This is a genomic window from Mycobacterium sp. OAS707, assembly GCF_014873705.1.
Taxonomy (GTDB): domain Bacteria; phylum Actinomycetota; class Actinomycetes; order Mycobacteriales; family Mycobacteriaceae; genus Mycobacterium.
The window spans coordinates 592,644-614,525 of the sequence record NZ_JADBDS010000003.1 but is presented as its reverse complement, the minus strand read 5'-3'; the positions used below and the strand labels follow the sequence as shown (position 1 = coordinate 614,525).

17 protein-coding genes and 1 tRNA gene are annotated in these 21,882 nt (G+C 67.0%); 8 read left to right on the top strand and 10 right to left on the bottom strand.

Translation table 11 applies throughout. The features are described 5' to 3' along the window. Nucleotides 1-102: 102 nt before the first annotated feature. From GGC64_RS21100 to topA, 3 genes are all read left to right on the top strand, one after another. A complete protein-coding gene (locus GGC64_RS21100) occupies nt 103-306 on the top strand; it encodes a cold-shock protein (protein WP_006243848.1) in 204 nt (67 codons plus the stop codon). A 128-nt stretch (nt 307-434) separates the two neighbouring features. Beyond that, entirely contained in the window at nt 435-1,013 is a 579-nt protein-coding gene (locus tag GGC64_RS21095; RefSeq protein WP_192724475.1) for a hypothetical protein, read from the top strand. A gap of 136 nt (nt 1,014-1,149) precedes the next feature. Then, nucleotides 1,150-3,945, top strand: coding sequence for a type I DNA topoisomerase (gene topA / locus GGC64_RS21090; protein ID WP_192724474.1), 2,796 nt, complete (start codon nt 1,150-1,152; stop codon nt 3,943-3,945). On the opposite strand, the gene GGC64_RS21085 is transcribed toward topA, so the two are convergent. After that, nucleotides 3,942-5,549, bottom strand: a complete 1,608-nt coding sequence (locus GGC64_RS21085; protein WP_192724473.1) for an adenylate/guanylate cyclase domain-containing protein — start codon at nt 5,547-5,549, stop codon at nt 3,942-3,944. The genes topA and GGC64_RS21085 overlap by 4 nt on opposite strands. 81 nt (nt 5,550-5,630) lie before the next feature. On the opposite strand from GGC64_RS21085, the gene GGC64_RS21080 reads away from it, so the two are divergent. Next, a complete protein-coding gene (locus tag GGC64_RS21080; protein ID WP_192724472.1) occupies nt 5,631-6,839 on the top strand; it encodes a DNA polymerase III subunit delta' in 1,209 nt (402 codons plus the stop codon). A 58-nt stretch (nt 6,840-6,897) separates the two neighbouring features. Further along, a tRNA-Thr gene (locus GGC64_RS21075) sits at nt 6,898-6,970 on the top strand. Nucleotides 6,971-7,054: 84 nt separating this feature from the next. Here the strand turns inward: GGC64_RS21075 and GGC64_RS21070 are convergent. The 3 genes from GGC64_RS21070 to GGC64_RS21060 are packed head-to-tail and all read right to left on the bottom strand — an operon-like array spanning nt 7,055 to nt 10,101. Then, nucleotides 7,055-7,933 (bottom strand): alpha/beta fold hydrolase, encoded by an 879-nt coding sequence (locus tag GGC64_RS21070; RefSeq protein ID WP_192724471.1) that lies wholly within the window; start codon nt 7,931-7,933, stop codon nt 7,055-7,057. A gap of 17 nt (nt 7,934-7,950) precedes the next feature. Then, complete coding sequence (locus GGC64_RS21065; RefSeq protein WP_192724470.1) at nt 7,951-8,319, bottom strand: carboxymuconolactone decarboxylase family protein; 369 nt, start codon at nt 8,317-8,319, stop codon at nt 7,951-7,953. A gap of 18 nt (nt 8,320-8,337) precedes the next feature. Continuing rightward, entirely contained in the window at nt 8,338-10,101 is a 1,764-nt protein-coding gene (locus GGC64_RS21060; RefSeq protein ID WP_192724469.1) for a hypothetical protein, read from the bottom strand. Nucleotides 10,102-10,158: 57 nt separating this feature from the next. On the opposite strand from GGC64_RS21060, the gene GGC64_RS21055 reads away from it, so the two are divergent. Genes GGC64_RS21055 through GGC64_RS21045 form a run of 3 tightly spaced genes read left to right on the top strand, consistent with a single transcriptional unit; the run spans nt 10,159 to nt 13,504 of the window. Then, nucleotides 10,159-11,094: a GDP-mannose 4,6-dehydratase gene (locus GGC64_RS21055; protein ID WP_192724468.1), complete on the top strand. Its 936-nt coding sequence runs from the start codon at nt 10,159-10,161 to the stop codon at nt 11,092-11,094. Nucleotides 11,095-11,133: 39 nt separating this feature from the next. Continuing rightward, the gene (locus tag GGC64_RS21050) at nt 11,134-12,915 is read left to right on the top strand and encodes an amidohydrolase family protein (protein ID WP_192724467.1); all 1,782 of its coding nucleotides are present in this window, start codon (nt 11,134-11,136) and stop codon (nt 12,913-12,915) included. A gap of 1 nt (nt 12,916) precedes the next feature. Then, nucleotides 12,917-13,504: a TetR/AcrR family transcriptional regulator gene (locus GGC64_RS21045; protein ID WP_192724466.1), complete on the top strand. Its 588-nt coding sequence runs from the start codon at nt 12,917-12,919 to the stop codon at nt 13,502-13,504. Here the strand turns inward: GGC64_RS21045 and GGC64_RS21040 are convergent. Genes GGC64_RS21040 through GGC64_RS21015 form a run of 6 tightly spaced genes read right to left on the bottom strand, consistent with a single transcriptional unit; the run spans nt 13,501 to nt 21,717 of the window. Beyond that, a complete protein-coding gene (locus tag GGC64_RS21040; RefSeq protein WP_192724465.1) occupies nt 13,501-13,842 on the bottom strand; it encodes a DUF2304 domain-containing protein in 342 nt (113 codons plus the stop codon). The genes GGC64_RS21045 and GGC64_RS21040 overlap by 4 nt on opposite strands. After that, nucleotides 13,839-14,555, bottom strand: a complete 717-nt coding sequence (locus tag GGC64_RS21035) for a glycosyltransferase family 2 protein (protein ID WP_225952119.1) — start codon at nt 14,553-14,555, stop codon at nt 13,839-13,841. Before GGC64_RS21035 ends, GGC64_RS21040 begins: the two co-directional genes overlap by 4 nt. Before the next feature lie 9 nt (nt 14,556-14,564). Next, complete coding sequence (locus GGC64_RS21030; protein WP_192724464.1) at nt 14,565-15,806, bottom strand: hypothetical protein; 1,242 nt, start codon at nt 15,804-15,806, stop codon at nt 14,565-14,567. After that, nucleotides 15,803-17,152, bottom strand: a complete 1,350-nt coding sequence (locus tag GGC64_RS21025) for a M1 family metallopeptidase (RefSeq protein WP_192724463.1) — start codon at nt 17,150-17,152, stop codon at nt 15,803-15,805. The genes GGC64_RS21030 and GGC64_RS21025 overlap by 4 nt, the downstream gene beginning before the upstream one ends. Continuing rightward, on the bottom strand, nt 17,149-21,075 hold the full coding sequence (locus tag GGC64_RS21020; protein WP_192724462.1) for a Pls/PosA family non-ribosomal peptide synthetase: 3,927 nt from the start codon (nt 21,073-21,075) through the stop codon (nt 17,149-17,151). The genes GGC64_RS21025 and GGC64_RS21020 overlap by 4 nt, the downstream gene beginning before the upstream one ends. A 12-nt stretch (nt 21,076-21,087) precedes the next feature. Further along, on the bottom strand, nt 21,088-21,717 hold the full coding sequence (locus GGC64_RS21015) for a DedA family protein (RefSeq protein ID WP_192724461.1): 630 nt from the start codon (nt 21,715-21,717) through the stop codon (nt 21,088-21,090). Between the last annotated feature and the right edge of the window lie 165 nt (nt 21,718-21,882).

Here is a 21,882-nt window from a genome sequence, read left to right as displayed (position 1 = left end):
TCAAGTTCCGATTACTCCGCGAAGGTCAGCGGTCGGAACGGGCCCGGTGTACCGAAACACGGTGGACCGCACCCGGAAAAAAGAAAAGGAAAGATCAAGGAAATGCCACAGGGAACTGTGAAGTGGTTCAACGCGGAGAAGGGCTTCGGCTTTATCGCCCCGGAGGACGGCTCTGCGGACGTGTTCGTTCACTACACGGAAATTCAGGGCAGCGGATTCCGCACCCTGGAGGAGAACCAGAAGGTTGAATTCGAGGTTGGCCAGAGCCCCAAGGGGCCGCAGGCCACGGGTGTTCGGGCCGTCTGAGCAAGCGAAACTGAATAACTCCCCGCGTCATCCTTGATCGGACGGCGCGGGGTGTTTTCGTTTTGGCGGACGCTTCCGAGCGGCCTGGCGACACATCTGTGGTGCACCCCTGGCCTACTGTCGTTGACGTGAGCCAGCTGTCGTTCTTCTCGGCTGAGTCGGTGCCGCCCGCGGTTGCCGACCTGACGGGAATTCTCGCCGCGCCGGGCCAGGTGGTCCTCGTCGGCAGCGGGGCTCGGCTGTCCGTCGTCGTGGATCGGCTGTGGCGCGCAGAGGGCCTCGCGGAGATGATCACCGACGCCGGGCTGCAGGCGGAGATAGCGCGCACCGACGAGAACACGCCGTTGGTGCGCACCCAAGCCGACCCGCGGTTGTTGGCCATTGCCCGCGATTGGACGCTTGGCGCCGTCAAGACCGTGCCGCCGCAGTGGCTGCCCGGACCTCGCGAGTTGCGGGCCTGGACGCTGGCGTCGGGCACCCCCGAAGCCGACCGGTACTTGCTGGGCCTTGATCCGCACGCCCCGGACACCCATGCGGCGCTGGCGTCGGCGATGATGCGGGTCGGGATCGCCCCAACCTTGATTGGCACAAGAGGGTCGCACCCAGCGCTGCGGATCAGTGGCCGTCGACGGCTATCGCGCCTGGTAGAGAACGTGGGGGAACCCCCTGGGAGCGTCGAGGCGTTTGAACAGTGGCCTCGTATTTGAGGGGCCGCGCCCGGGGGGTCAGTTTGCGTCGGCTGGCGCGGGGTGCGAAATTGTCAGTTGCCAGGGGGGTCCGATTCGTCCGAGGCGTTATATATCTTGGGCCCCTGGCAACAGAAGAAGTGGAGCGTAGGCAGAGGTGGCAGACACCGACCGCAGCAGCGGCCGCAACGGGAGCGTGCGGCGGCTCGTCATAGTCGAGTCGCCTACCAAGGCACGCAAAATAGCTGGCTACCTGGGATCCAACTACATTGTCGAGTCGTCCCGGGGGCACATCCGCGACCTGCCGCGAAACGCCGCCGACGTGCCGGCCAAGTACAAATCCGAGCCCTGGGCACGCCTCGGGGTGGACGTCGACCACAACTTCGAGCCGCTCTACATCATCAGCCCGGAGAAGAAGAGCACCGTCGCCGAGCTGAAGGATCTGCTCAAGGACGTCGACGAGCTCTATCTGGCGACGGACGGCGACCGCGAGGGTGAGGCGATCGCCTGGCACCTGCTGGAGACGCTGAAGCCGCGTGTGCCGGTCAAGCGGATGGTGTTCCACGAGATCACCGAGCCGGCCATCCGGGCCGCCGCAGAGGACCCTCGCGACCTGGACAACGACCTGGTCGACGCGCAGGAGACCCGCCGCATTCTCGACCGGCTCTACGGCTATGAGGTCAGCCCCGTGCTGTGGAAGAAGGTCGCGCCGAAGTTGTCGGCGGGCCGCGTCCAGTCGGTCGCGACGCGCATCATCGTCTCGCGCGAGCGTGAGCGGATGGCGTTCCGCAGCGCCGGCTACTGGGACGTCACCGCCGAACTCGACGCCAGCGTCTCCGATCCGCAGGCGCAGCCGCCGACGTTCACGGCCAAGCTGAATTCGGTCGACGGCAGGCGCGTCGCCACCGGCCGCGACTTCGACTCGCTTGGTGGGCTGAAGAAGCCCGACGAGGTGCTGGTACTCACCGAAGCCACCGCGGGCGCGCTGGCCACCGGGCTGCGCGGGGCGCAGCTGGCAGTGTCCTCGGTTGAGCAGAAGCCGTACACCCGCAGGCCCTATGCGCCGTTCATGACGTCGACGCTGCAGCAGGAGGCCGGTCGCAAGCTCCGGTTCTCTTCGGAGCGCACCATGAGCATCGCGCAGCGGCTCTACGAGAACGGCTACATCACTTATATGCGTACCGACTCCACGACTTTGTCGGAGTCGGCGATCAACGCCGCGCGCAATCAGGCCCGCCAGCTTTATGGCGAGGAGTACGTGCACCCGACGCCGCGGCAGTACACCCGCAAGGTGAAGAACGCGCAGGAAGCACACGAGGCGATCCGGCCCGCCGGTGACGTGTTCTCCACGCCGGGGCAGCTGCACAGCCAGTTGGACACCGACGAGTTCCGGCTCTACGAGTTGATCTGGCAGCGCACGGTGGCGTCGCAGATGGCCGATGCCCGCGGTACGACGCTGTCCCTGCGGATCAGCGGAGCCGCGTCGACCGGTGAGCAGGTGGTGTTCAACGCGAGCGGCCGCACCATCACGTTCGCCGGTTTCCTGAAGGCCTACGTCGAGAGCATCGACGACCAGGCGGGCGGCGAGGCCGACGACGCCGAGAGCAGGCTGCCCAACCTCGAACAGGGCCAGCGCGTCGACGCCAAGGAGCTGACCGCCGACGGCCACACCACGTCGCCGCCCGCGCGCTACACCGAGGCGTCGCTGATCAAGGCGCTGGAAGATCTCGGCATCGGCAGGCCGTCGACGTACTCGTCGATCATCAAGACCATTCAGGACCGCGGTTATGTGCACAAGAAGGGCAGCGCGCTGGTGCCGTCCTGGGTGGCGTTCGCGGTGACGGGCCTGCTGGAGCAGCACTTCGGCAGGCTGGTCGACTACGGCTTCACCGCTGCCATGGAGGACGAGCTCGACGAGATCGCCGCAGGCAACGAGCAGCGCACCAATTGGCTGTCGAACTTCTACTTCGGTGGCGAGCACGGGGTGCAGGACTCGATCGCGCGCTCTGGCGGACTGAAAAAGCTTGTCGGAGTGAACCTCGAGGGCATCGACGCTCGAGAAGTCAACTCCATCAAGCTGTTTGACGACGAAGAGGGCCGGCCCATCTACGTGCGGGTCGGCAAGAACGGCGCGTACCTCGAGCGCATGGTGGCCGACGAAGACGGCGAGCTCAAACCGCAGCGGGCCAACCTCAAGGATGAGCTGACGCCCGACGAGTTGACCCTCGAGCTGGCCGAAAAGCTTTTCGCCACACCGCAAGAGGGGCGCTCGCTGGGTGTCGACCCGGCGACCGGTCACGAGATCGTCGCCAAGGACGGACGCTACGGTCCTTACGTCACCGAGGTGCTGCCGGAACCGGAGTCGGGTGACGAAGGCGACGCAGGCACACCGGCGAAGAAGGGCAAGAAGCCGACGGGTCCCAAGCCGCGCACGGGTTCGCTGTTGCGGACCATGGACCTGGAAACGGTGACGCTCGAAGACGCGCTGCGACTGCTGTCGCTGCCCCGGGTGGTCGGGGTCGACCCGAACACGAACGAGGAGATCACTGCTCAGAATGGCCGGTACGGCCCATATCTGAAGCGCGGCACCGACTCTCGCTCGTTGGCGACCGAGGAGCAGATGTTCGACATCACGCTCGACGAGGCGCTGAAGATCTACGCGGAGCCCAAACGCCGTGGCGGACAGCGTGCGGCGACCCCGCCGCTGCGCGAGCTCGGCAACGACCCGGCGAGCGGCAAGCCGATGGTGATCAAGGACGGCCGGTTCGGGCCGTACGTCACCGACGGCGAGACCAACGCAAGCCTGCGCAAGGGCGACGACGTGCTGTCGATCACCGACGAGCGGGCCGCCGAGCTACTGGCGGACCGCCGTGCGCGCGGGCCGGTCAAGCGGACGAAGAAGGCACCCGCCAAGAAGAAGGCGCCCGCGAAAAAGGCCGCGAAGAAGGGCTAGCGCGTCGCGTCGCTCCGGACGTCGTCGGGATGAGCGGCTTCGCTTGGCGACACCAGGTTCAGCGGGCGGGCCAGCTGAGTGGGTGCGGTGCGGCCGCGCAGTTCGACGATCTCGCCGACATCCCAGCACAGTGCCTCTGCGTCGAGCGCGCCGCTGACCGCGATCGCCGATGCGAGCACGTGGCCCGGCTCGAGTTTCGCCAGCTCTGTCAGCCGGGCGGCCTCGTTGACCGGGTCGCCGATCACTGTGTACTCGAAGCGGGCCTGCGCGCCGATGTGGCCGGCGATGGCGCGTCCGGCGGAGACGCCGATGCCGAACTCCGTCTCGCCGAGCACGGTGATCAGTTCGTCGTGCAGCTCACGCGATGCGGCCAGCGCCGCACCGCACGCGTCGGGGTGTTCGATCGGTGCGCCGAAGATGCACAACGCCGCGTCACCCTGGAACTTGTTGACGAAGCCGCCGTGCCGGTTGACGGTGTCGACGACGACGCGGAAGAACTCGTTGAGCAGGCTGACGACCTCGGCCGCCGGGCGTGTCGACGCCAAGTGCGTCGAACCGACCAGGTCGACGAAAAGCACTGCGGCATCGCGCTCTTGGCCGCCGAGCTCGGTGCCGCGTTCGAGCGCGCGACGAGCCACGTCTTCGCCGACGTACCGGCCGAACAGGTCGCGCAGCCGTTGCCGCTCGGCAAGGTCGCGCACCATGTCGTTGAACCCGGCCTGCAACAAGCCCAATTCGCTGGCGTCGTAGATCTGCATATGCGCGTTGTAGTTGCCGCGTTGCACTTCGCCAAGCGCCCAACGCAATTGGCGCAGCGGGTCGGCGATCGACATGGCCACCAGCACCGTGCCGAACAGCCCGATCACCAACGCGGCGACGGCGAGCAGCAGGATCGGCGTGGTGAGGCGGTCCGCTGACGCGGTGAGGATCTGAAACTTGCTTGCCACCAAGGCCAACACGATCGCCAGCACCGGCACGGCGGTGGACAGCACCCAGGTCAGCACCTGACGCTGGATGACGCCGGGCGCCCGGAAGTTCTCGGGCACGCCGCCTCGCAGGGCAGCCACGGCGACCGGCCGCAGCACTCGCTCGGATTGCAGGTAGCCGATGATCGCCGTCGCGGTGGCGCCAAGTCCCGTCGCGACGGCCACCACCGGCGCGGACCTGCTGGCGACCGGCCAGCTGGCGACGATGAACACGATCGAGCCGAGGCACCAGTTCGCGACGCTGATCAGGGTGCGATAGAACGGCATCTTCAATGCGCGGGCCCGCGCGAGCTCAGTACTGGATGGATCCGAGTCGCCGAGCAGCGTGTCTCGGCGTTGCCACCGCATCACCGGGATCAGCAGTCGCAGGCTCAGATACGAGCCCACGGTGAACGACAGGAACAGGTAGCCGAGGAACACCGCCAGGTTGAAGGCCGGCAAATCCTGCAGCTGGATGCGGTCCTCGGGCGGCAGGCCGAAGCGAAGGAAGCCGAGCACGAACAGCGCGCCGATGATGTCGCTCTGCAGCATGCCCAGCGTGAACACCGGCCACGGCGTGCGCGCAGCCCAGCGGACGAATCCGCTGATTCGCCTGATCGGAATGGCCTCCGTGCTCACAGCTCAACCGTATCGGGCGGGGCGGACGGAAAAGGGTGCTGTGGGACGGACGTGTCGGTTCGCAGCATTACTGTTATCTCGATGGCCGGTGTGTTTTCGCGTCTGGTGGGGCAAGACGCCGTGGAATCGGAACTGGTTGCCGCGGCGCAGGCCGCCCGCGGTGATTCGGCTCACAGTGTCCTTTCAGCCGGGACCATGACACACGCCTGGTTGATCACCGGGCCGCCCGGCTCGGGCCGTTCGGTCGCGGCGCTGTGCTTCGCCGCTGCGCTGCAATGCACCTCCGAGGGCATCCCCGGCTGCGGAGAATGCCGGGCCTGCACCACGACGATGGCCGGGACCCACGCCGACGTGCGCCGGATCATCCCCGAGGGCTTGTCGATCGGTGTCGACGAGATGCGCACCATCGTGCAGATCGCGTCGCGCCGTCCTGGGACAGGGCGCTGGCAGATCGTGGTGGTCGAGGACGCCGACCGGCTCACGGAAGGCGCCGCGAACGCGCTGCTCAAGGTGGTCGAGGAGCCGCCGCCGTCGACGGTGTTCCTGCTGTGCGCGCCGTCCGTCGACCCCGAGGACATCGCCATCACGCTGCGCTCGCGGTGCCGGCATGTGGCACTGGTCACGCCGCCGGTCGATGCGATCGCCAGGGTGCTGATCGAGACCGACGAACTGCCGGAGGACGAGGCCGTCTGGGCGGCGTCGGTCAGCGGTGGCCATGTGGGGCGCGCGCGGCGGCTGGCCACCGACGAGCAGGCGCGTGAGCGGCGGCAGCGTGCCCTCGGGCTGGCGCGTGACGCGGCGACGCCGTCGCGGGCCTACGCCGCGGCCGAGGAGTTGGTGGCGACGGCCGAGGCCGAGGCGCGGGCGCTGACCGAAGACCGCAACGAGGCCGAGACCGAGGAGTTGCGCACCGCGCTCGGCGCGGGCGGCACCGGTAAGGGCACCACCGGAACGTTGCGCGGCGCCACGGGTGCCATCAAAGACCTTGAGCGACGGCAGAAGTCGCGGCAGACGCGAGCGTCACGCGATGCGTTGGACCGCGCGCTGATCGACCTGGCGACATATTTCCGCGATGCGCTGCTCGTGTCGTCGGGAGCAGGCCAGGTCCAGGCCAACCATCCGGACATGACCGATCGGGTGGCGGCGATGGCCGCGCACGCGTCACCGGAGAAGCTGTTGCGTTGCATCGAGGCGGTGCTGGAGTGCCGGGACGCGCTGGCGGTGAACGTGAAGCCGAAGTTCGCGGTCGATGCCATGGTGGCCACCGTCGGGCAGGCCCTGCGGAACTGACTTGGGTTGCGACTGGGGCCTGCCGTAGACTCGTCCCGCCCGGACAGAGGCCGGGCGCGCCACCTTAGCTCAGTCGGTAGAGCGATTCACTCGTAATGAATAGGTCAGGAGTTCGATTCTCCTAGGTGGCTCAAGCCGTTCCCTTCCCGCGAATGACCGTGTTTGTACGCGACGCGCCGAGTCCTACTGGCATTCTGCGGTCGCTCGCGGGGATTTCACCGGCCATATGCGCTAGTCAAGAAGTCCTGCACCAGAGGCGCCACCTCGTCGAGGTGCGTTTCCAGCAGCCAGTGCCCACCGCCGAGCAGGTGCAGCGGCGCGTCCGGCAAATCGCGATGGTAGGCGCGGGCCGACTCCTCCGGCATGTACCCGTCATGAAAACCCCAGACGATCAGCGTCGGCGGCCGGTGCTCGCGAAGGTATGCCTGCTCCTTGGAGAACCACTCCAGCGTCGACGGCTGGTCCTCGAGCAGACGGATCAGGTTGGCGACGCGGTCGGGCGTGGACATCAGCGACCAGTGCAGCGTCCACAGGTCGGGGCTGATGCGGTCGGCGACGTCATCGGGCAGCTCGCCGACGAACTCGCTGCGGAAGCCGTCGAACGTGACGTGTTGGGCGATGCGGCGTCGCGCGTCGGGGCCCGGGTTGCTCCATGACTTCTTGAGAAACTCGTACTTCGGGCCGAACGCATCCTCGTAGATGTCTCCGTTTTGGATGACGAGCCCGGCGATGCGGTCGGGTTGGTGAAGCGCCAGACGCAAGCCGAACTGCGAACCGTAGTCGTGCAACCAGACCACGTAGCGCGTCAGGCCCATGGTTTCGACGAAGGCTTGCAGAAACTCCGCGTAGGCGTCGAACGTGTAGCCGAAGCTGTCAGTGGAAGGTGTTGCGCTGTAACCGAATCCGGGTAGGTCTGGCGCAATGCATCGCCAGCGCGCGCCGAGGTGGGCCAACAGGTGGCGGTAGGCGTACGACGAGCACGGGTAGCCGTGCGGAAGCAGCACGACGGGAGCGTCGGTGGGACCGGACTCGCGGTAGAAGGTGTCGATCCCGTCGACGGTGATGCGGCGGTGGCGCACAGGTGCGAGCGGCATACCGCTCACGTTCCCCGTCACTGTGACTCGTCAAACACCTCGCGGGCGATCTTGCGGGCGGTGTTGGCCGCGGGAAAGCCCGCGTATCCGCTGGCGTGGTAGATGACTTCGGCGATCTCGTCTTCGGTGAGACCGTTGGTGCGAGCGATCTGGAAGTGAATCGAAAGCTCGTCGGTGGCGCGCAACGAGATCAGGATGCCGAGCGTGACGAGGCTGCGGTCACGTCGGCTCAGGCCGTCGCGTCCCCACAGCCGTCCGAAGACGTTGTCGATGCCGATCTCCATCAGCTCGTCACCGAACTTGCCGTCCCGCAACCTCTCTGCTGTGGCAGCGCCCGGCAGAAGTTCACGAAAGACCCGCAGGCCCTGTTCACGGATGTCTGTCATCCATTCAGACTGGCATGACTAGAGAGGCGCCACGAACCCGACGGGCCCCGACGCGAGACACACCGACAACGCGGCCGTGTTCGCCCGTACCTTGATCGCACCGCCTGCCCCCGGCAGTCGGACGAAGACACGGTTGAGGCCGGGACGTACCGGCACCTTCGTCTCCGTGCCCTCCGACAGCGACATCGTCAGCGACCCGTCGCTGTTGGCCAGGTAGTTGATCTCCGCTGTCCAGTCGGCAGGCAGCAGTGGACCATCCAGTTTCATCGAAACGGGAAAGTCGGGCTGTACCAGATATCCGCAATTCGGTTCGGGCCCTGGCGCGATCGACCGCACCCACGTGACTTTCGCATCGATGACGTGCCCACTCACATCGAACATGCGCAAATCTGTTGTCGCGCCTGCGAAGTCGGGCCGATCCGGCAGCAGGGCGAACATGTGACTGGCCAAGTTCTCCGGCCCGACAACGCGCTGCAACACCATCGGGTCGACCTCCTGGTCGAGCATCGGCGCACTCGATGCCGCATGCGCCGCCGCCAGTCCCGCCCTGGCGTTCTGCAGATACGGTTGTGTCGGGTTCTCCCGCCAGATGGTCATGAACGTAGCCGTCGAGTACATGCTGCTCGCAGCGAAAATGACTGTGAGACAGACAATTACAGCTGTGCGGGGCCGTGAGGCGTCCAGCCATGTCGATCGCTTGCGGTTCGGCGCGCACAGGCCGACCGCGAGCAGCAGCGCCAACACCACCACGAGGTCGGGCAGATAACGCAGCGTCTGCGCGAGTTCGAGTGCGGTGAACCGCGACGAACGCATCAGGTAGATCGGAATCTGGCAGGCGACCGCGTAGCCGACTGCCACCGCCCACACCGCCCCGATTCGCTGTTTGCGCAGCAACGAGATCGCGACCACGCCCGCCAACGCCACCCAGCCCAGCACCATCACCGCGATCGGCGGTGTCGCCCACGGCGACGCCGGGGCCCAGCGCTGCCACTCCCACGGTCCGCCGACCAAACCGGGCACGATGCCGTGAGTTACCGAGCGGCTCAACAGGTCCCAGGTCATCGCCAGGTCGAAGCTCCACCGCTTCTGATCGACCACCACCAGGTAGACGCCGATCCACGCCGCCGTCAGGGCCAGCGCCGACACCCACAGCCGCAGCCCGCGCCGCCACACCTGCAGCACCGAGCCGGTCGAGGTGACGTGCGCGTAGAGCGCCGCGATCGTGAAGGCGACGAACGGAATGACGGCCGCCTTTTCGAAGAACAGCAAGCCACCGAAGTACACCAGCAGCCCGGTCACCGCATACCGCTGGTTGCCGGTGCGGACCAACAGCACCGCGTCGGCGCATACCCACGCCAGCGCGGCGAGCATCGGCAGTGAGTTCAGTGCCGCCGCCCACCATGCGAATGCGGGTACCGACAGCGGCGTGAACAACGCGAACGTCAACGGCAGCAGCAGCACCGGGCGCCAGCCGAGAATCGTGTGCAGCGCCCGCAGCAGTGCCAACGACGCCAGCAGTTGCAGCACCACCAGGCTGAGCGCTGGTCCGATCCAGTTCAGCGGCGCGATACGGGTGATGCCGCCCGCGACCAGGAAGGCGCCCGGCATCACGTGTCCGTCGTGGTCGTCGAACAGATACGCCGGCGACAGCAGGCTCTGCGTGCCTGCGCGGCCGGTCAGGATCAGGTCGTCCCAGTAGAAATAGCCTCGGAACGCCAGCACGGCCCGGACGACGAGCTGCACCACGATCAGCACGGCGGCGGTGCGGGCAACCCAGTTCATCGGTGGTCGAGCCTACGGACAGAGCTGACGCGTAGCCGCCGTCGGTATGGTGGGCCGATGCGCACACTGGTCACCGGGGCAGCCGGTTTCATCGGATCAACGCTGGTAGACCGCCTTCTTGCAGAGGGACACACGGTTGTAGGAGTCGATGACCTGAGCTCGGGGCGCAGCGAGAACATCGTCTCGGCAGAGCGGCACGACGGCTTCGAATTCGCCAAGGCCGACATCGTCAGCGCTGACCTCATCGGGCTGCTCGCCGACACCCGACCCGAGGTGGTTTTCCACTTGGCCGCGCAGATCTCGGTGAAGCTCTCGGTCGACGACCCGCAGTTCGATTCCTCGGTCAACGTGGTCGGCACGGTGCGGCTTGCCGAGGCGGCGCGTCGTGCCGGGGTCCGCAAGATCGTGCACACCTCCTCCGGCGGCTCCGTCTACGGCACCCCGCCGACATACCCGACCAGTGAAGACGTGCCGACAAACCCGTCGTCGCCGTATGCGGCAAGCAAGGTCGCGGGCGAGGTGTATCTGAACATGTACCGCAACCTCTACGGCCTGCAGTGCTCGCACATCGCGCCGGGCAACGTCTACGGGCCTCGCCAGGATCCGCACGGCGAGGCGGGCGTGGTGGCGATCTTTTCCAGGGCGCTGCTGGCGGGGAAGCCGACCAAGATCTTCGGCGATGGCAGCGACACCCGCGACTACGTATTTGTCGACGATGTCGTGGACGCGTTCGTCAAGGCGTCCGGCGAGGCCGGTGACGGGCAACGCTTCAACGTCGCCACCGGAACCGAAACCTCGACGCGGCAACTGCATTCGGTGATCGCCAAGGCCGCGGGCGCCCCCGACGAGCCGGAGTTTCACCCCCCGCGACTCGGCGATCTGCGCCGGTCCTGCCTCGACATCAGCCGCGCCAGGCGAGTGCTCGGGTGGGCTCCGGAGGTCGACATCGACGAGGGCGTCGCCAGGACAGTCGACTACTTCCGCGCTCAATAAAGATTGTAAGTACTTACTTTCTGTTGTAGCGTTGGCGCCATGCCCTACGACGTCATCATTCGCAACGGCCTGTGGTTCGACGGCACGGGAGCCGCGCCGCAGGTTCGCACGCTGGGGATTCGCGACGGAATCGTCGTCGCGGTTTCGGCCGACCCGGTCGACGAGGCGGGCTGCCCCGACGTCATCGATGCCGCGGGCAAGTGGATCGCGCCGGGGTTCATCGACGTGCACACGCACTACGACGCGGAGGTGCTGCTCGACCCGGGTCTGCGGGAGTCGGTCCGCCACGGCGTGACAACGATCCTGTTGGGCAACTGCTCGCTGTCGGCTGTATACGCCGACTCCGACGACGCCGCCGATCTGTTCAGCCGCGTCGAAGCTGTTCCCCGGGACTACGTGCTCGGTGCGCTGGAAGCCAAGAAGACGTGGTCGACGCCAGCGGAATACGTTCGCGCCCTCGACGAACTGCCGCTCGGCCCCAATGTCGGCTCCATGCTTGGGCATTCGGATCTGCGCACGGCTGTTCTCGGCCTCGACCGCGCCACCACCGACGGCGTCAAGCCGACGGAAGCCGAATTGAACCGGATGGCAGACATGCTCGATCAGGCTCTCGACGCCGGGTTGCTCGGCATGTCCGGAATGGACGCTCCCATCGACAAACTCGACGGCGACCGCTACCGGTCGCGCGCGCTGCCGTCGACGTTCGCCACCTGGCGGGAGCGCCGCAAACTGATCTCCGTGCTGCGCAAGCGCCGCCGAATTCTGCAGAGCGCACCCAACACCAAGAACCCCCTCGAAGCGTTGATGTTCTTCCTGACCAGCAGCAGGCTGTTCGGTCGGCGTGCAGGCGTGCGCATGAGCCTGCTGGTGTCGGCCGATGCCAAGTCCGCTCCGGGCGCCGTGCACGTATTCGGGCCAGGGACAAGGCTTCTCAACAAGGTCTTCGACTCGCTGGTGCGGTTCCAGCATCTTCCCGTGCCGTTCGAGCTGTACTCCGACGGCATCGACTTGCCCGTGTTCGAGGAGTTCGGGGCAGGCACCGCCGCGCTTCATCTGCGCGACCAGATCCAGCGCAACGAACTGCTCGCCGACACCGACTACCGTCGCCGGTTCCGCAGGTCGTTCGACCGCCGCAAGCTCGGCCCGACGTTGTGGCATCGGGATTTTCACGACGCCACCATCGTCGAGTGCCCGGATAAGACATTGATCGGCAAGAGCTTTGGGCAGATCGCCGACGAGCGCGGGCTGCATCCCCTTGATGCGTTCTTGGATGTGCTCGTCGAGAACGGCGAGCGCAACGTGCGCTGGACCACCATCGTGGCCAACCACCGGCCCGAACAACTCGACAAGCTGGCCGCGGATCCGTCGGTCCACATGGGCTTCTCCGACGCCGGTGCGCACCTGCGAAACATGGCCTTCTACAACTTCTCGCTGCGATTGCTGAAGCGGGTCCGCGACGCAGAGGCCGCCGGGCGCCCGTTCCTGAGCCTGCAGCGAGCGGTGCACCGGCTCACCGCCGAGGTCGCCGACTGGTTCGGTCTGGACGCAGGCACGTTGCGTGAGGGCGACCGTGCGGACTTCGTGGTGATCGACCCGGCCGGCCTCGACGCCTCGGTCGACGCTTATCACGAGGAGAAGGTGCCGTTCTACGGCGACCTGAGCCGCATGGTCAACCGCAATGACGCCGCGATCGTCGCGACCGGTGTCAACGGCACCGTGGTCTTCCGCGACGGACAGTTCTGCGACGGTTACGCCACGACTCTGAAGACCGGCCGCTTCCTGCGCGCCGGCGTCGGCGACGCCGTGAAAGCGCTTGCCTGACATGGCAAGAACTCAGCAACAACGTCGCGAGGAAACCATCGCGCGGCTACTGGACGCGAGCATCGACTCCATCATCGATGTCGGCTATGCGCGCGCGTCGGCCGCGGTGATCGCCAAACGTGCCCAGGTCTCCGACGGCGCGCTGTTCCGGCACTTCCCGACCATGGGCGACTTCATGGCCGCCACCGCGCGCGAGGTGATGCGGCGCCAACTCGATTCGTTCACCAAGCAAGTCGCCGAGATCCCCGCCGACAAGCCTCCGCTACAGGCGGCGCTGACGATCATGCGCGATGTCACCGGCAACCCCACCAACGCCGTGATGTACGAACTCATGGTCGCTGCCCGCACCGACGAGAAGCTGCGGACCACACTGCAAGAGGTGCTCACCGAATACGCCGCCAACATCTACGATGTCGCACGGGCGCTGCCAGGAGCTGACCGATTCCCCGACGACACCTTCACCGCATTGGTTGCCATCATCACCAATACCTTCGACGGCGCGGCGATCGTCAGGGCGGTCATGCCGCAGCCCGATCTCGAGGACAATCGAATTGCCTTGCTGGCACGGCTGATCGGTGAAGCGCCCTAATGTTCTTCAGGCACCCGGGCGGTTTGTAGCGCCACGGCCCGCGCCAACCGCGCGTACTTCAGTTCGAGATCCTTGAACCGCATGTAGGCAGACAGCGTTGTGAACACGAACGCGATCACAAGCAGATACAACATCAGGTCGGTACCGCGTTTCACGCCAAGCCAATTCGCGACCACAGTGGTGTCGTCGGGGCGAAGGATCGCGTAGATACCGGCGATGACGAACAACACGTAACCGACCTTCACCCACGCCTTGGACCGCGCGCTGCGCCGCGAGCGCAACAGGTAAACCAACAGCGACAGCACCGAAACGATCAGCAGCGCCTGGATCCAGTTCATCGCGACATCCTTCCTCGCAACCAACCGTCGAAGATGATGTTGACGCCGTTGAGCAACGGCTGGCCCTTGGACATCGAGTACTCGGTGTAGAGAATCTCGACGGGTTCTTCCGTTACCCGCCAACCGTTTTCATACGCCAGCGCGATGAACTCGTCGGCGTGGCTCATGCCGTTCATGGTGAGGTTGAGCCCGTCGGCCACCTTCTTGTTGAACACCCGCAGCCCGTTGTGCGCGTCGGTCAGCCCGAGCTTGCGGCTGCGCCTGCTCAAGGTGGCCGCCGTGCGCAGCACAACGCGCTTGAGTAGCGGCGTGTGGCTCACCACACCGGGGTCGGCGAATCGGGTGCCGACGACGAGGTCGACGTCGTCGCCTGCGAGCCGGTCGATCATCCGGATGACGTCCTTGACGCGATGCTGGCCGTCGGCGTCGAAGGTGGCGAACACCGCCGCACCCGGTTGCCTGCGGGCGTACTCCACACCGGTCTGGATGGCCGCGCCCTGTCCGAGATTGACCGGGTGGCGCACCGAATGGGCCCCGGCGCGCAACGCCACGTCGCCGGTGTCATCGCGGCTGCCGTCGTCGACGCACACCACGTTGTCGAAAACGGAGCGAACGTCAGAGATGACGTCGCCGATGACGCTCGCCTCGTTGAAGGCGGGGATGATGAGCCAAACGTCGTGGTAGCGCGAGTCCGAGATACTGATGCCCCTCAAAATACAGGGTCAGCGATCCGGCATCCTGGCAAGCGCGGCCAGGTGCACCGCGATTCCTACCAGCGGCCCGCACAGCAGCGCGATCACCGTGCGTGTTTCCAGACCTACCGGCAGGAGCAGCAGCAACGCCGAGGCCACCGTCGCCGACACCCAGCCGAGCGAATATGCCCGATGCAGGGCGGCCGCGACCGCAGCGGCGCCGGTCAACGTCAGGATCGCGATCGCGACCGCCGCGCCGGTCAGCCAGGCCAGCAGCTCGCCGTCGGCCCGATACTGCGCGCCGAACCCTTCGCGCAGCAGCCACGGCCCGAACACCCCCGCGAGCAGCACCCCCAGCAGACCGACGCCGGTCACCACCAGCGCGGGCTGCACCAGCGCCCGCAGCCGCTCCGTGCGCTGGTCGACGAAGTGCGCGATCAGGTTGCCCTGCATGGCGGTCAGCGGCACCAGCAGCGGTGCCCTGGTCAGCGTGACCGCCAGGATCACCACGCCGCCGGTGGCGCCCAGGTCACCCGAGGTCGCCTTGAGCAGCACCGGAAAGCCCATCACCAGGACAGCGCTTGCCCCGGCGGCAGCGATCGAATGCGAAGCGCCGCGCAGGAACGTCACGGTGCCGCCAGGTGTCAGCAGTTGCGCCGCTGCGCGGGTGGAGGGGGATGCGATGAGCAGGATCAGCCACGCGATCGCGCCTGCGACCGTCGCCCACAGATAGCCGACCAGGCCCCAGCCGACCACGAACGTCGCGGCCGCCACTGCCACGCGCATGCCTGCGTCGGTCACCATCAGCGAGCCGTACTCGGTCCACCGATTCACCCCCGCCAACATGCCCAGCAGGGTCGCGTGCAGGCAGAAGCCGGCCAACCCCACACTCAGCAGCCCGACGCTCAGCCACTGCGACTCGACGAACACGTGCGCCGACCACAGCGGCGAGCTGACGGCGATGACCGCCGCGGCCACCACCCCGACCATCGCCGCCACCCGCATCGGATGCGTGCGCGGCCCGGCGACGACCTCCGCGTAGCGCGTCGAGCGCACCTCGCGGGTGGCCTCCTGGAGCAGTCCGAACGCCGCGCCGGTGACCAACCCGAATGCGCCCCAGAACACCCCGAACACCGAAAAACCCGCCGGCTCGAGATCGCGCGCCGCCAGGTACAGCACCGCGTATCCGCACAGCGCGGACAACACGGTGGCGGTGCCGACCCGCGTCACGCTGGCGCGGGTGATCGGTCCGGTCGGCGCCGCGTCGGTCATGACGGCTCGTCGAGCGAGGGCACCGGCATCGAGTACAGCCACGCGTCCCACAGCGGACGCAACGATTCGTCTGCGTAGTTGGCGGCCAATCCGGTGAAATCGTCGGTGACGACGGTGCCGTGCCGATAGCGTGCCGTCCAATCCTTCAGCAGCGCAAAGAAACTGTCGTCGCCGATGTGCCCGCGCAACACGTGCAGGGTCAGCGCCCCGCGTTTGTACACGCGGTCGTCGAACATGTCTCGCGGTCCCGGGTCGGCCAGCACCAGATCCTGCGGCGAATCCACCAGCCGCTGGTGATAGTGGCGCGCCCACTCGTCGGCGCTGCGGTCGCCGGAATGCTCGGACCACAACCATTCGGCGTAGCAGGCGAAACCTTCGTGCAGCCAGATGTGGCGCCAGCGTTTGGCGGTGACGGAATTGCCGAACCACTGATGGGCCAGCTCGTGGGCGATCAGCCGCTCAGCGCGACCATGACCGTCGCAATGGTTGGCGCCGAAGATCGAAATCCCTTGTGCTTCAAGGGGTATCTCGAGATCGTCGTCGGTGACCACGACGGTGTAACCGCTGTCCAATGGGTACGGACCGAACAGCTTGACGAACAACTTCATCATCTGCGGTTGGTCGGCGAAGTCCTGCTCGAAATTGCGGCGCAGCCGGTCGGGCAGCACTGCGTGTATCTGGACACCGTTCTTGGCTATCCGGTGCCGGTCGTACACACCGATCTGCAGGGTGATCAGATATGTCGAAGTCGGCTCGGCCTGCTCGTACGTCCACGTCGTCATGCCCGCTCTCGCGCGTCGCGACAACAGCTCGCCGTTGGCCAGCGCGTAATACGCGCTCTCCGTGCTGATCTGGAGACGGAAGCTGGCCTTGGCGCTGGGATGGTCGTCACACGGAAACCACGACGCGGCGCCGTTGGGCTGGCCTGCGACGAGCACGCCCTCTGACAGTTCCTCGAAACCGACTTCGCCCCAATGGGAGCGGACCGGCCGCGGCGTGCCGCCGTAGCGCACCGAGATCGTCATGGCCGCGCCCGCGGGCAGCGTGTCGGACAGCGCAATGTGCAATTTTCCGTTCGACGACCGGAACTGGGCCGGGCGCTTGCCGTTGACCGTCACCTTCGAAACCGAAAGGGCGTCCGACAAGTCAAGGGTGAACGTGCGCAACGCGGCAAGGGTGACGGCGGTGATGGTGGCGGATCCGGCCAGCCGGTTGATCGTCACCTTGTATTCGAGGTCGAGTTCGTAGCGCGACACCCGATAGCCGAAGTTGCCATTGCTGGGTAGGTACGGGTCGATGACCGGTGGTTGGGCCGCTTTCTTCGCCGCTTTCTTGCTTCTTGTCACGCGGCGGTTGCCTTGTTCTTGGGGGGTTTGGTCGCGTCGCCGCCCTTCTTGCGGAACAGGTCCCACGGGGCGATCGGATTGCCTTGCCAGCGGCTGGACGGGGGCACCTCGTCGCCGCGCATCACCAGCGACGCCGGACCGACCGTCGCGCCTGCACCGATGCGCGCGGCGGGCAGTGCGACACAGTGCGTGCCCAGCGTCGCGCCCTCCTCCAGCACCACGGTGTCCATCCGCATGATCCGGTCATGGAACAAGTGGGTCTGCACCACGCAGCCGCGGTTGACCGTTGCGCCCTTCTCGAGGGTGACGAGGTCGGCCTCGGGCAGCCAATAGGTTTCACACCAGACACCGCGGCCGATCTTGGCGCCCAGCGCGCGCAGCCACAGGTTCATCACCGGAGTGCCGCTGGCGGCGCGGGCGAACCAGGGCGCGGCGACGGTTTCGACGAACGTATCGGACACCTCGTTTCGCCACACGAATGACGACCACAGCGGGTGCTCGATGGCGGTGATACGGCCGACCACAAGCCATTTCGCGACCACCGCGACGGCGCCCGCGAACGCGCCCGCGGCCAGCAGCACGACACCGCCTGCCGCCGCGGTCCAACCCCAGCCGACTTCGATCGCCAACCACTGCACGGCGAACAGCACGGCCACCCCGATCGCGAACGTCACGATCATCGGGATCAGCCGGCACGTCTCGACCATTGCGCGGAGGATCTTCAGCCGCGGCGAGGGATGGAATGTGCGCAACACATCGGCCGCGGTGGTCTTGCGGCGCAACCGGACCGGCGGGCTGCCCAGCCACGACGAGCCAGCTTTGGCCTTGTGCGGCGTCGCCGACAGCACGGCCACCAGACCGTCGTCGGGCACCCGTCGGCCGGGCTGGGTGATGCCGGAGTTGCCGAGGAACGCCCGCTTGCCGATCGTCGCCTTGGCGACGTGGATCCAGCCACCGCCCAGTTCGTAGGACGCCACCATGGTGTCGTCGGCCAGGAACGCGCCGTCCTCGACGACGGTGAACTTCGGCACCAGCAGCGCTGTCGAAATCTCGGTGCCACGACCGACTTTCGCTCCGAGCATCCGCAGCCACCACGGCGTCAGAAGGCTGGCATAAATCGGAAACAGGTAATTGCGGGCGGCGTCCATCAGCCGCTCGGTCGCCCACAGCTGCCATCCGACGCGGCTGCGCACGGGGTGATATCCCTCGGGCATCCACATCGACAACAGCCGCACCCCGATCACCGTCAGCGCGGCGTAGGTGACGATCGCGGCCAGCGTTGCAGCGGGCGTCCACACCGCAGCGGCCAGCGCCGCATCCGTCAGTGACGCGGAATCGCGGACGGCCCAACCGATCACGGCAAGACCGACTCCGAGCGCCAGCAGCGGCAGCGCGCCGAGCAGAATCGATGTCACGCCGTAGACGGCCATCCAGAACGGTGCGCTCGGCGGCCGGTGCTCAGGCCACGGGTGGCGGGCCTTGCCCGACTTCACCGCGGGCGAGCCTTTCCAGTACTGGCCGTTCTTGACCTTGCCGACCACCCCGGAGCCCGGCGCGACGTCGGCGTTCTTGCCGACGACGGCTCCGGGCAGCAGCGTGGTGCGCGCACCGATGGACGCATCGTTGCCGACGGTGATCGGCCCGACATGGAAGTGGTCGCCGTCGATCCAGTGCCCAGAAAGGTCGACCTCGGGTTCGATCGAGCAGCGATGGCCCAGACGCAGCATGCCCGTCACGGGCGGGGCCGAGTGCAGATCGACGCCCTTGCCGACCTGGTTGCCGAGCATGCGGGCGTAGTAGACCAGCCATGGTGCGCCGGCCTGATTCTCCGCACCGCTGGCCTCGGCGAGGCGCTCGGCAAGCCACACCCGCAGGTGGACCGACCCGCCGCGGCGATACGTGCCAGGTTGCAACCCGCCCAACAGGATTCGCGCGCACAGCGCAGCGATCGACATGCGGCCGACCGGAGTGATGAACAGAAGGAAGCCGACGCCGACGAACCACCAGTTCACCGGCACCAGCCACGGCAGCGGATGAAGTTGGGCGATACCGCTTTCGACAACATTGTTCAGCAATGCCAGCCACACCACCCACTGCAGCCCGGTCAGCGTGGCCAGCGGCAGTGACACCGCCACCTGCACGGCCTGGGTCAATCGCGGGGTTGGCTTGACCACGCGCGTTTCGACCGCAGGCGGTGGGTCCAGCTCGTCGAGATAGCCCGCCAGCGACCCGAGGCGGGGATGGTCGTAGAGGTCGGCGACGGTCACCTGCGGATAGCGATGGCGCATCGCGGCGACCAACTGCGCGGCGGACAGCGAACCTCCGCCGAGGGCATGGAAATCGGCTTCCGGCCCGTCAATCGGTGCGGCGAGGACCTCGCGCCACAATCCGGCCAGCCACCCGAGCGTGCCGCCGAGATCCGGCTCCTCCTCGGCACTGCCTGCGACGGGCCACGGCAGGGCGTTGCGGTCGACCTTTCCCGACGTGCGGGTCGGCAGCTCGTCGACGAGCACCAGCCTCGGCACCAGCGCGGCAGGCAGGGTGTCGGCCAGCGCGGCGCGGGCCTTACCGATGTCGAACGACGGGTCGGCGCTTGCGATGTAGCCAACCAACAGCGGTGTGCCGGTGGCGGTCTTGCGCACCGCAGCGGCGCCGCCGCTGACCCCTGGCAGATTCACCAGCGCGGCGTCGACCTCGCCGAGCTCGATGCGGCGGCCGCCGACCTTCACCTGGTCGTCGGCGCGGCCCATGAAGTACAAGCCGTCGGGCTCGAGCCGCACCAGATCGCCGCTGCGATAGGCGCGTGACCATGCGAGCGTCGGCATCATCGCGTACTTCTCGGCGTCCTTGGCCGGATCCAGGTAGCGGGCCAGCCCGACACCGCCGATGACGAGTTCACCGACCTCGCCCGTGCCCACCGGCAGGCCCTCTTTGTCCACCACCGCGAGATCCCAGCCCCGCAGCGGCAGGCCGATGCTCACCGGCGCAGAGCCCTCCAGACGCGCTGCGCATGCCACCACCGTCGCCTCGGTCGGGCCGTAGGTGTTCCACACCTCGCGACCATCGACGGCCAGCCGCTCGGCGAGCTCCGGCGGGCATGCCTCGCCGCCGAAGATCAGCAGCCGCACCGCTTCGAGCGCCTCGGCGGGCCACAGTGCCGCCAGCGTCGGCACCGTCGAAACCACGGTGATGTCGCGGCTCACCAGCCACGGGCCCAGGTCCATGCCGCTGCGCACCAGCGCGCGCGGGGCGGGCACCAGACACGCCCCGTGCCGCCAGGCCAGCCACATCTCCTCACACGATGCGTCGAACGCAACCGACAGGCCTGCCAGCACCCGGTCACCGGGACCAATGGGGTTGTCCTGCAAGAACATTTGCGCTTCCGCATCGACGAACGCGGCGGCGCTGCGGTGCGTGACGGCGACACCCTTCGGGGTGCCGGTGGATCCGGACGTGAAGATGATCCAGGCATCGTCGCGACCGAGCGGCGCGCCGGTCCGCCATCCGCGCGATTCGCCCTGCGCGCGGTGCAGGCCCCGCTCGGTGATGATGCCGACCACGTCGGCTTCGCCGAACACCAGCTCGGCGCGTTCGTCGGGGTCGTCGGCGTCGACGGGCACGTAGGCGGCTCCCGCGGCCAGCGTCGCGAGGATCGCCACGTACAACGCGTAGTTGCCCGAGGGCATCCGGATCCCGATGCGGTCGCCGCGGCCGATGCCGCGGGCAGCGAGCCATTCGACGCTCTCCTCGATGTCGGAGAGCAACTCGGCGTAGGTCAGCTGGACCTCGCCGTCGTCGAGCGCCGGTGCATCCGGGTATCGGGCTGCCGTGTCGTTGAGGATGTCGATGAGCGTGCGCGGTTCGGGCGCGCACGAAGACAACAGGTATTGAGGCGGTACCTCGGGATGGAAAGCCGTTGTCACGAGTACAAACTACTAAGCCGCTCGCTCGGCCCGGGCGCGCCGCACGCGGTGGGTGATCACAATCGCGACAACCAGGACGACGGCGGCGACGACGTACCACTTGTACCGCTCGAACGTGTCGTAGATCTCCACGATGTGCTCACCCGCGAGGTACCCCAGCGCAGACCACGCGCCCACCCACAGCACCGCGCCCAGTGCGTTGTAGCCGAGGAATTTCAGCCAATGCATGCCGACGATGCCTGCCAGTAGGCCGTTGATCTGACGCAGGCCGTCGATGAAGCGCGCGACGGTGACGATCTTGCCGCCGTGGCGGTTGAAGAACGCCTCGGCCCGGTCCAACCGCTGCGGTGTCAGGAACACGTACCGGCCGTAGCGCTCGGCCAGTGGCCTGCCGCCGAAGTGACCGACGACGAACCCGACGTTGTCGCCGATCACGGCGGCCGCCACCGCAACCACGAAGATGACGGCGATGTTCATCTGACCCGCACCGGCGAACACCGCGGCGGCGATCAACATGATCTCGCCGGGCACAGGGACGCCGAAGTCCTCCAGGAACAACATTCCGGCCACACCCAGGTAGCCGTAGTGCTCGAGCAGCGGCTGAACATCCCCGAAAACACCAGGCAGTTGGGTGTCGGTCATGGCTGTAACCGTAAGTTCATGCGGCTCCGATTTCGATCGAAGGCGGCCGGCTGGCACAATGGCCGGTGGAGGGGAGTATTCCTTCGCCACGGTGTCGTCACCACGTCGACCGTCATCGGCCGACCGGGACCGCGGGCCGACCTTCGGGTCGGTGGAAGAGACCTC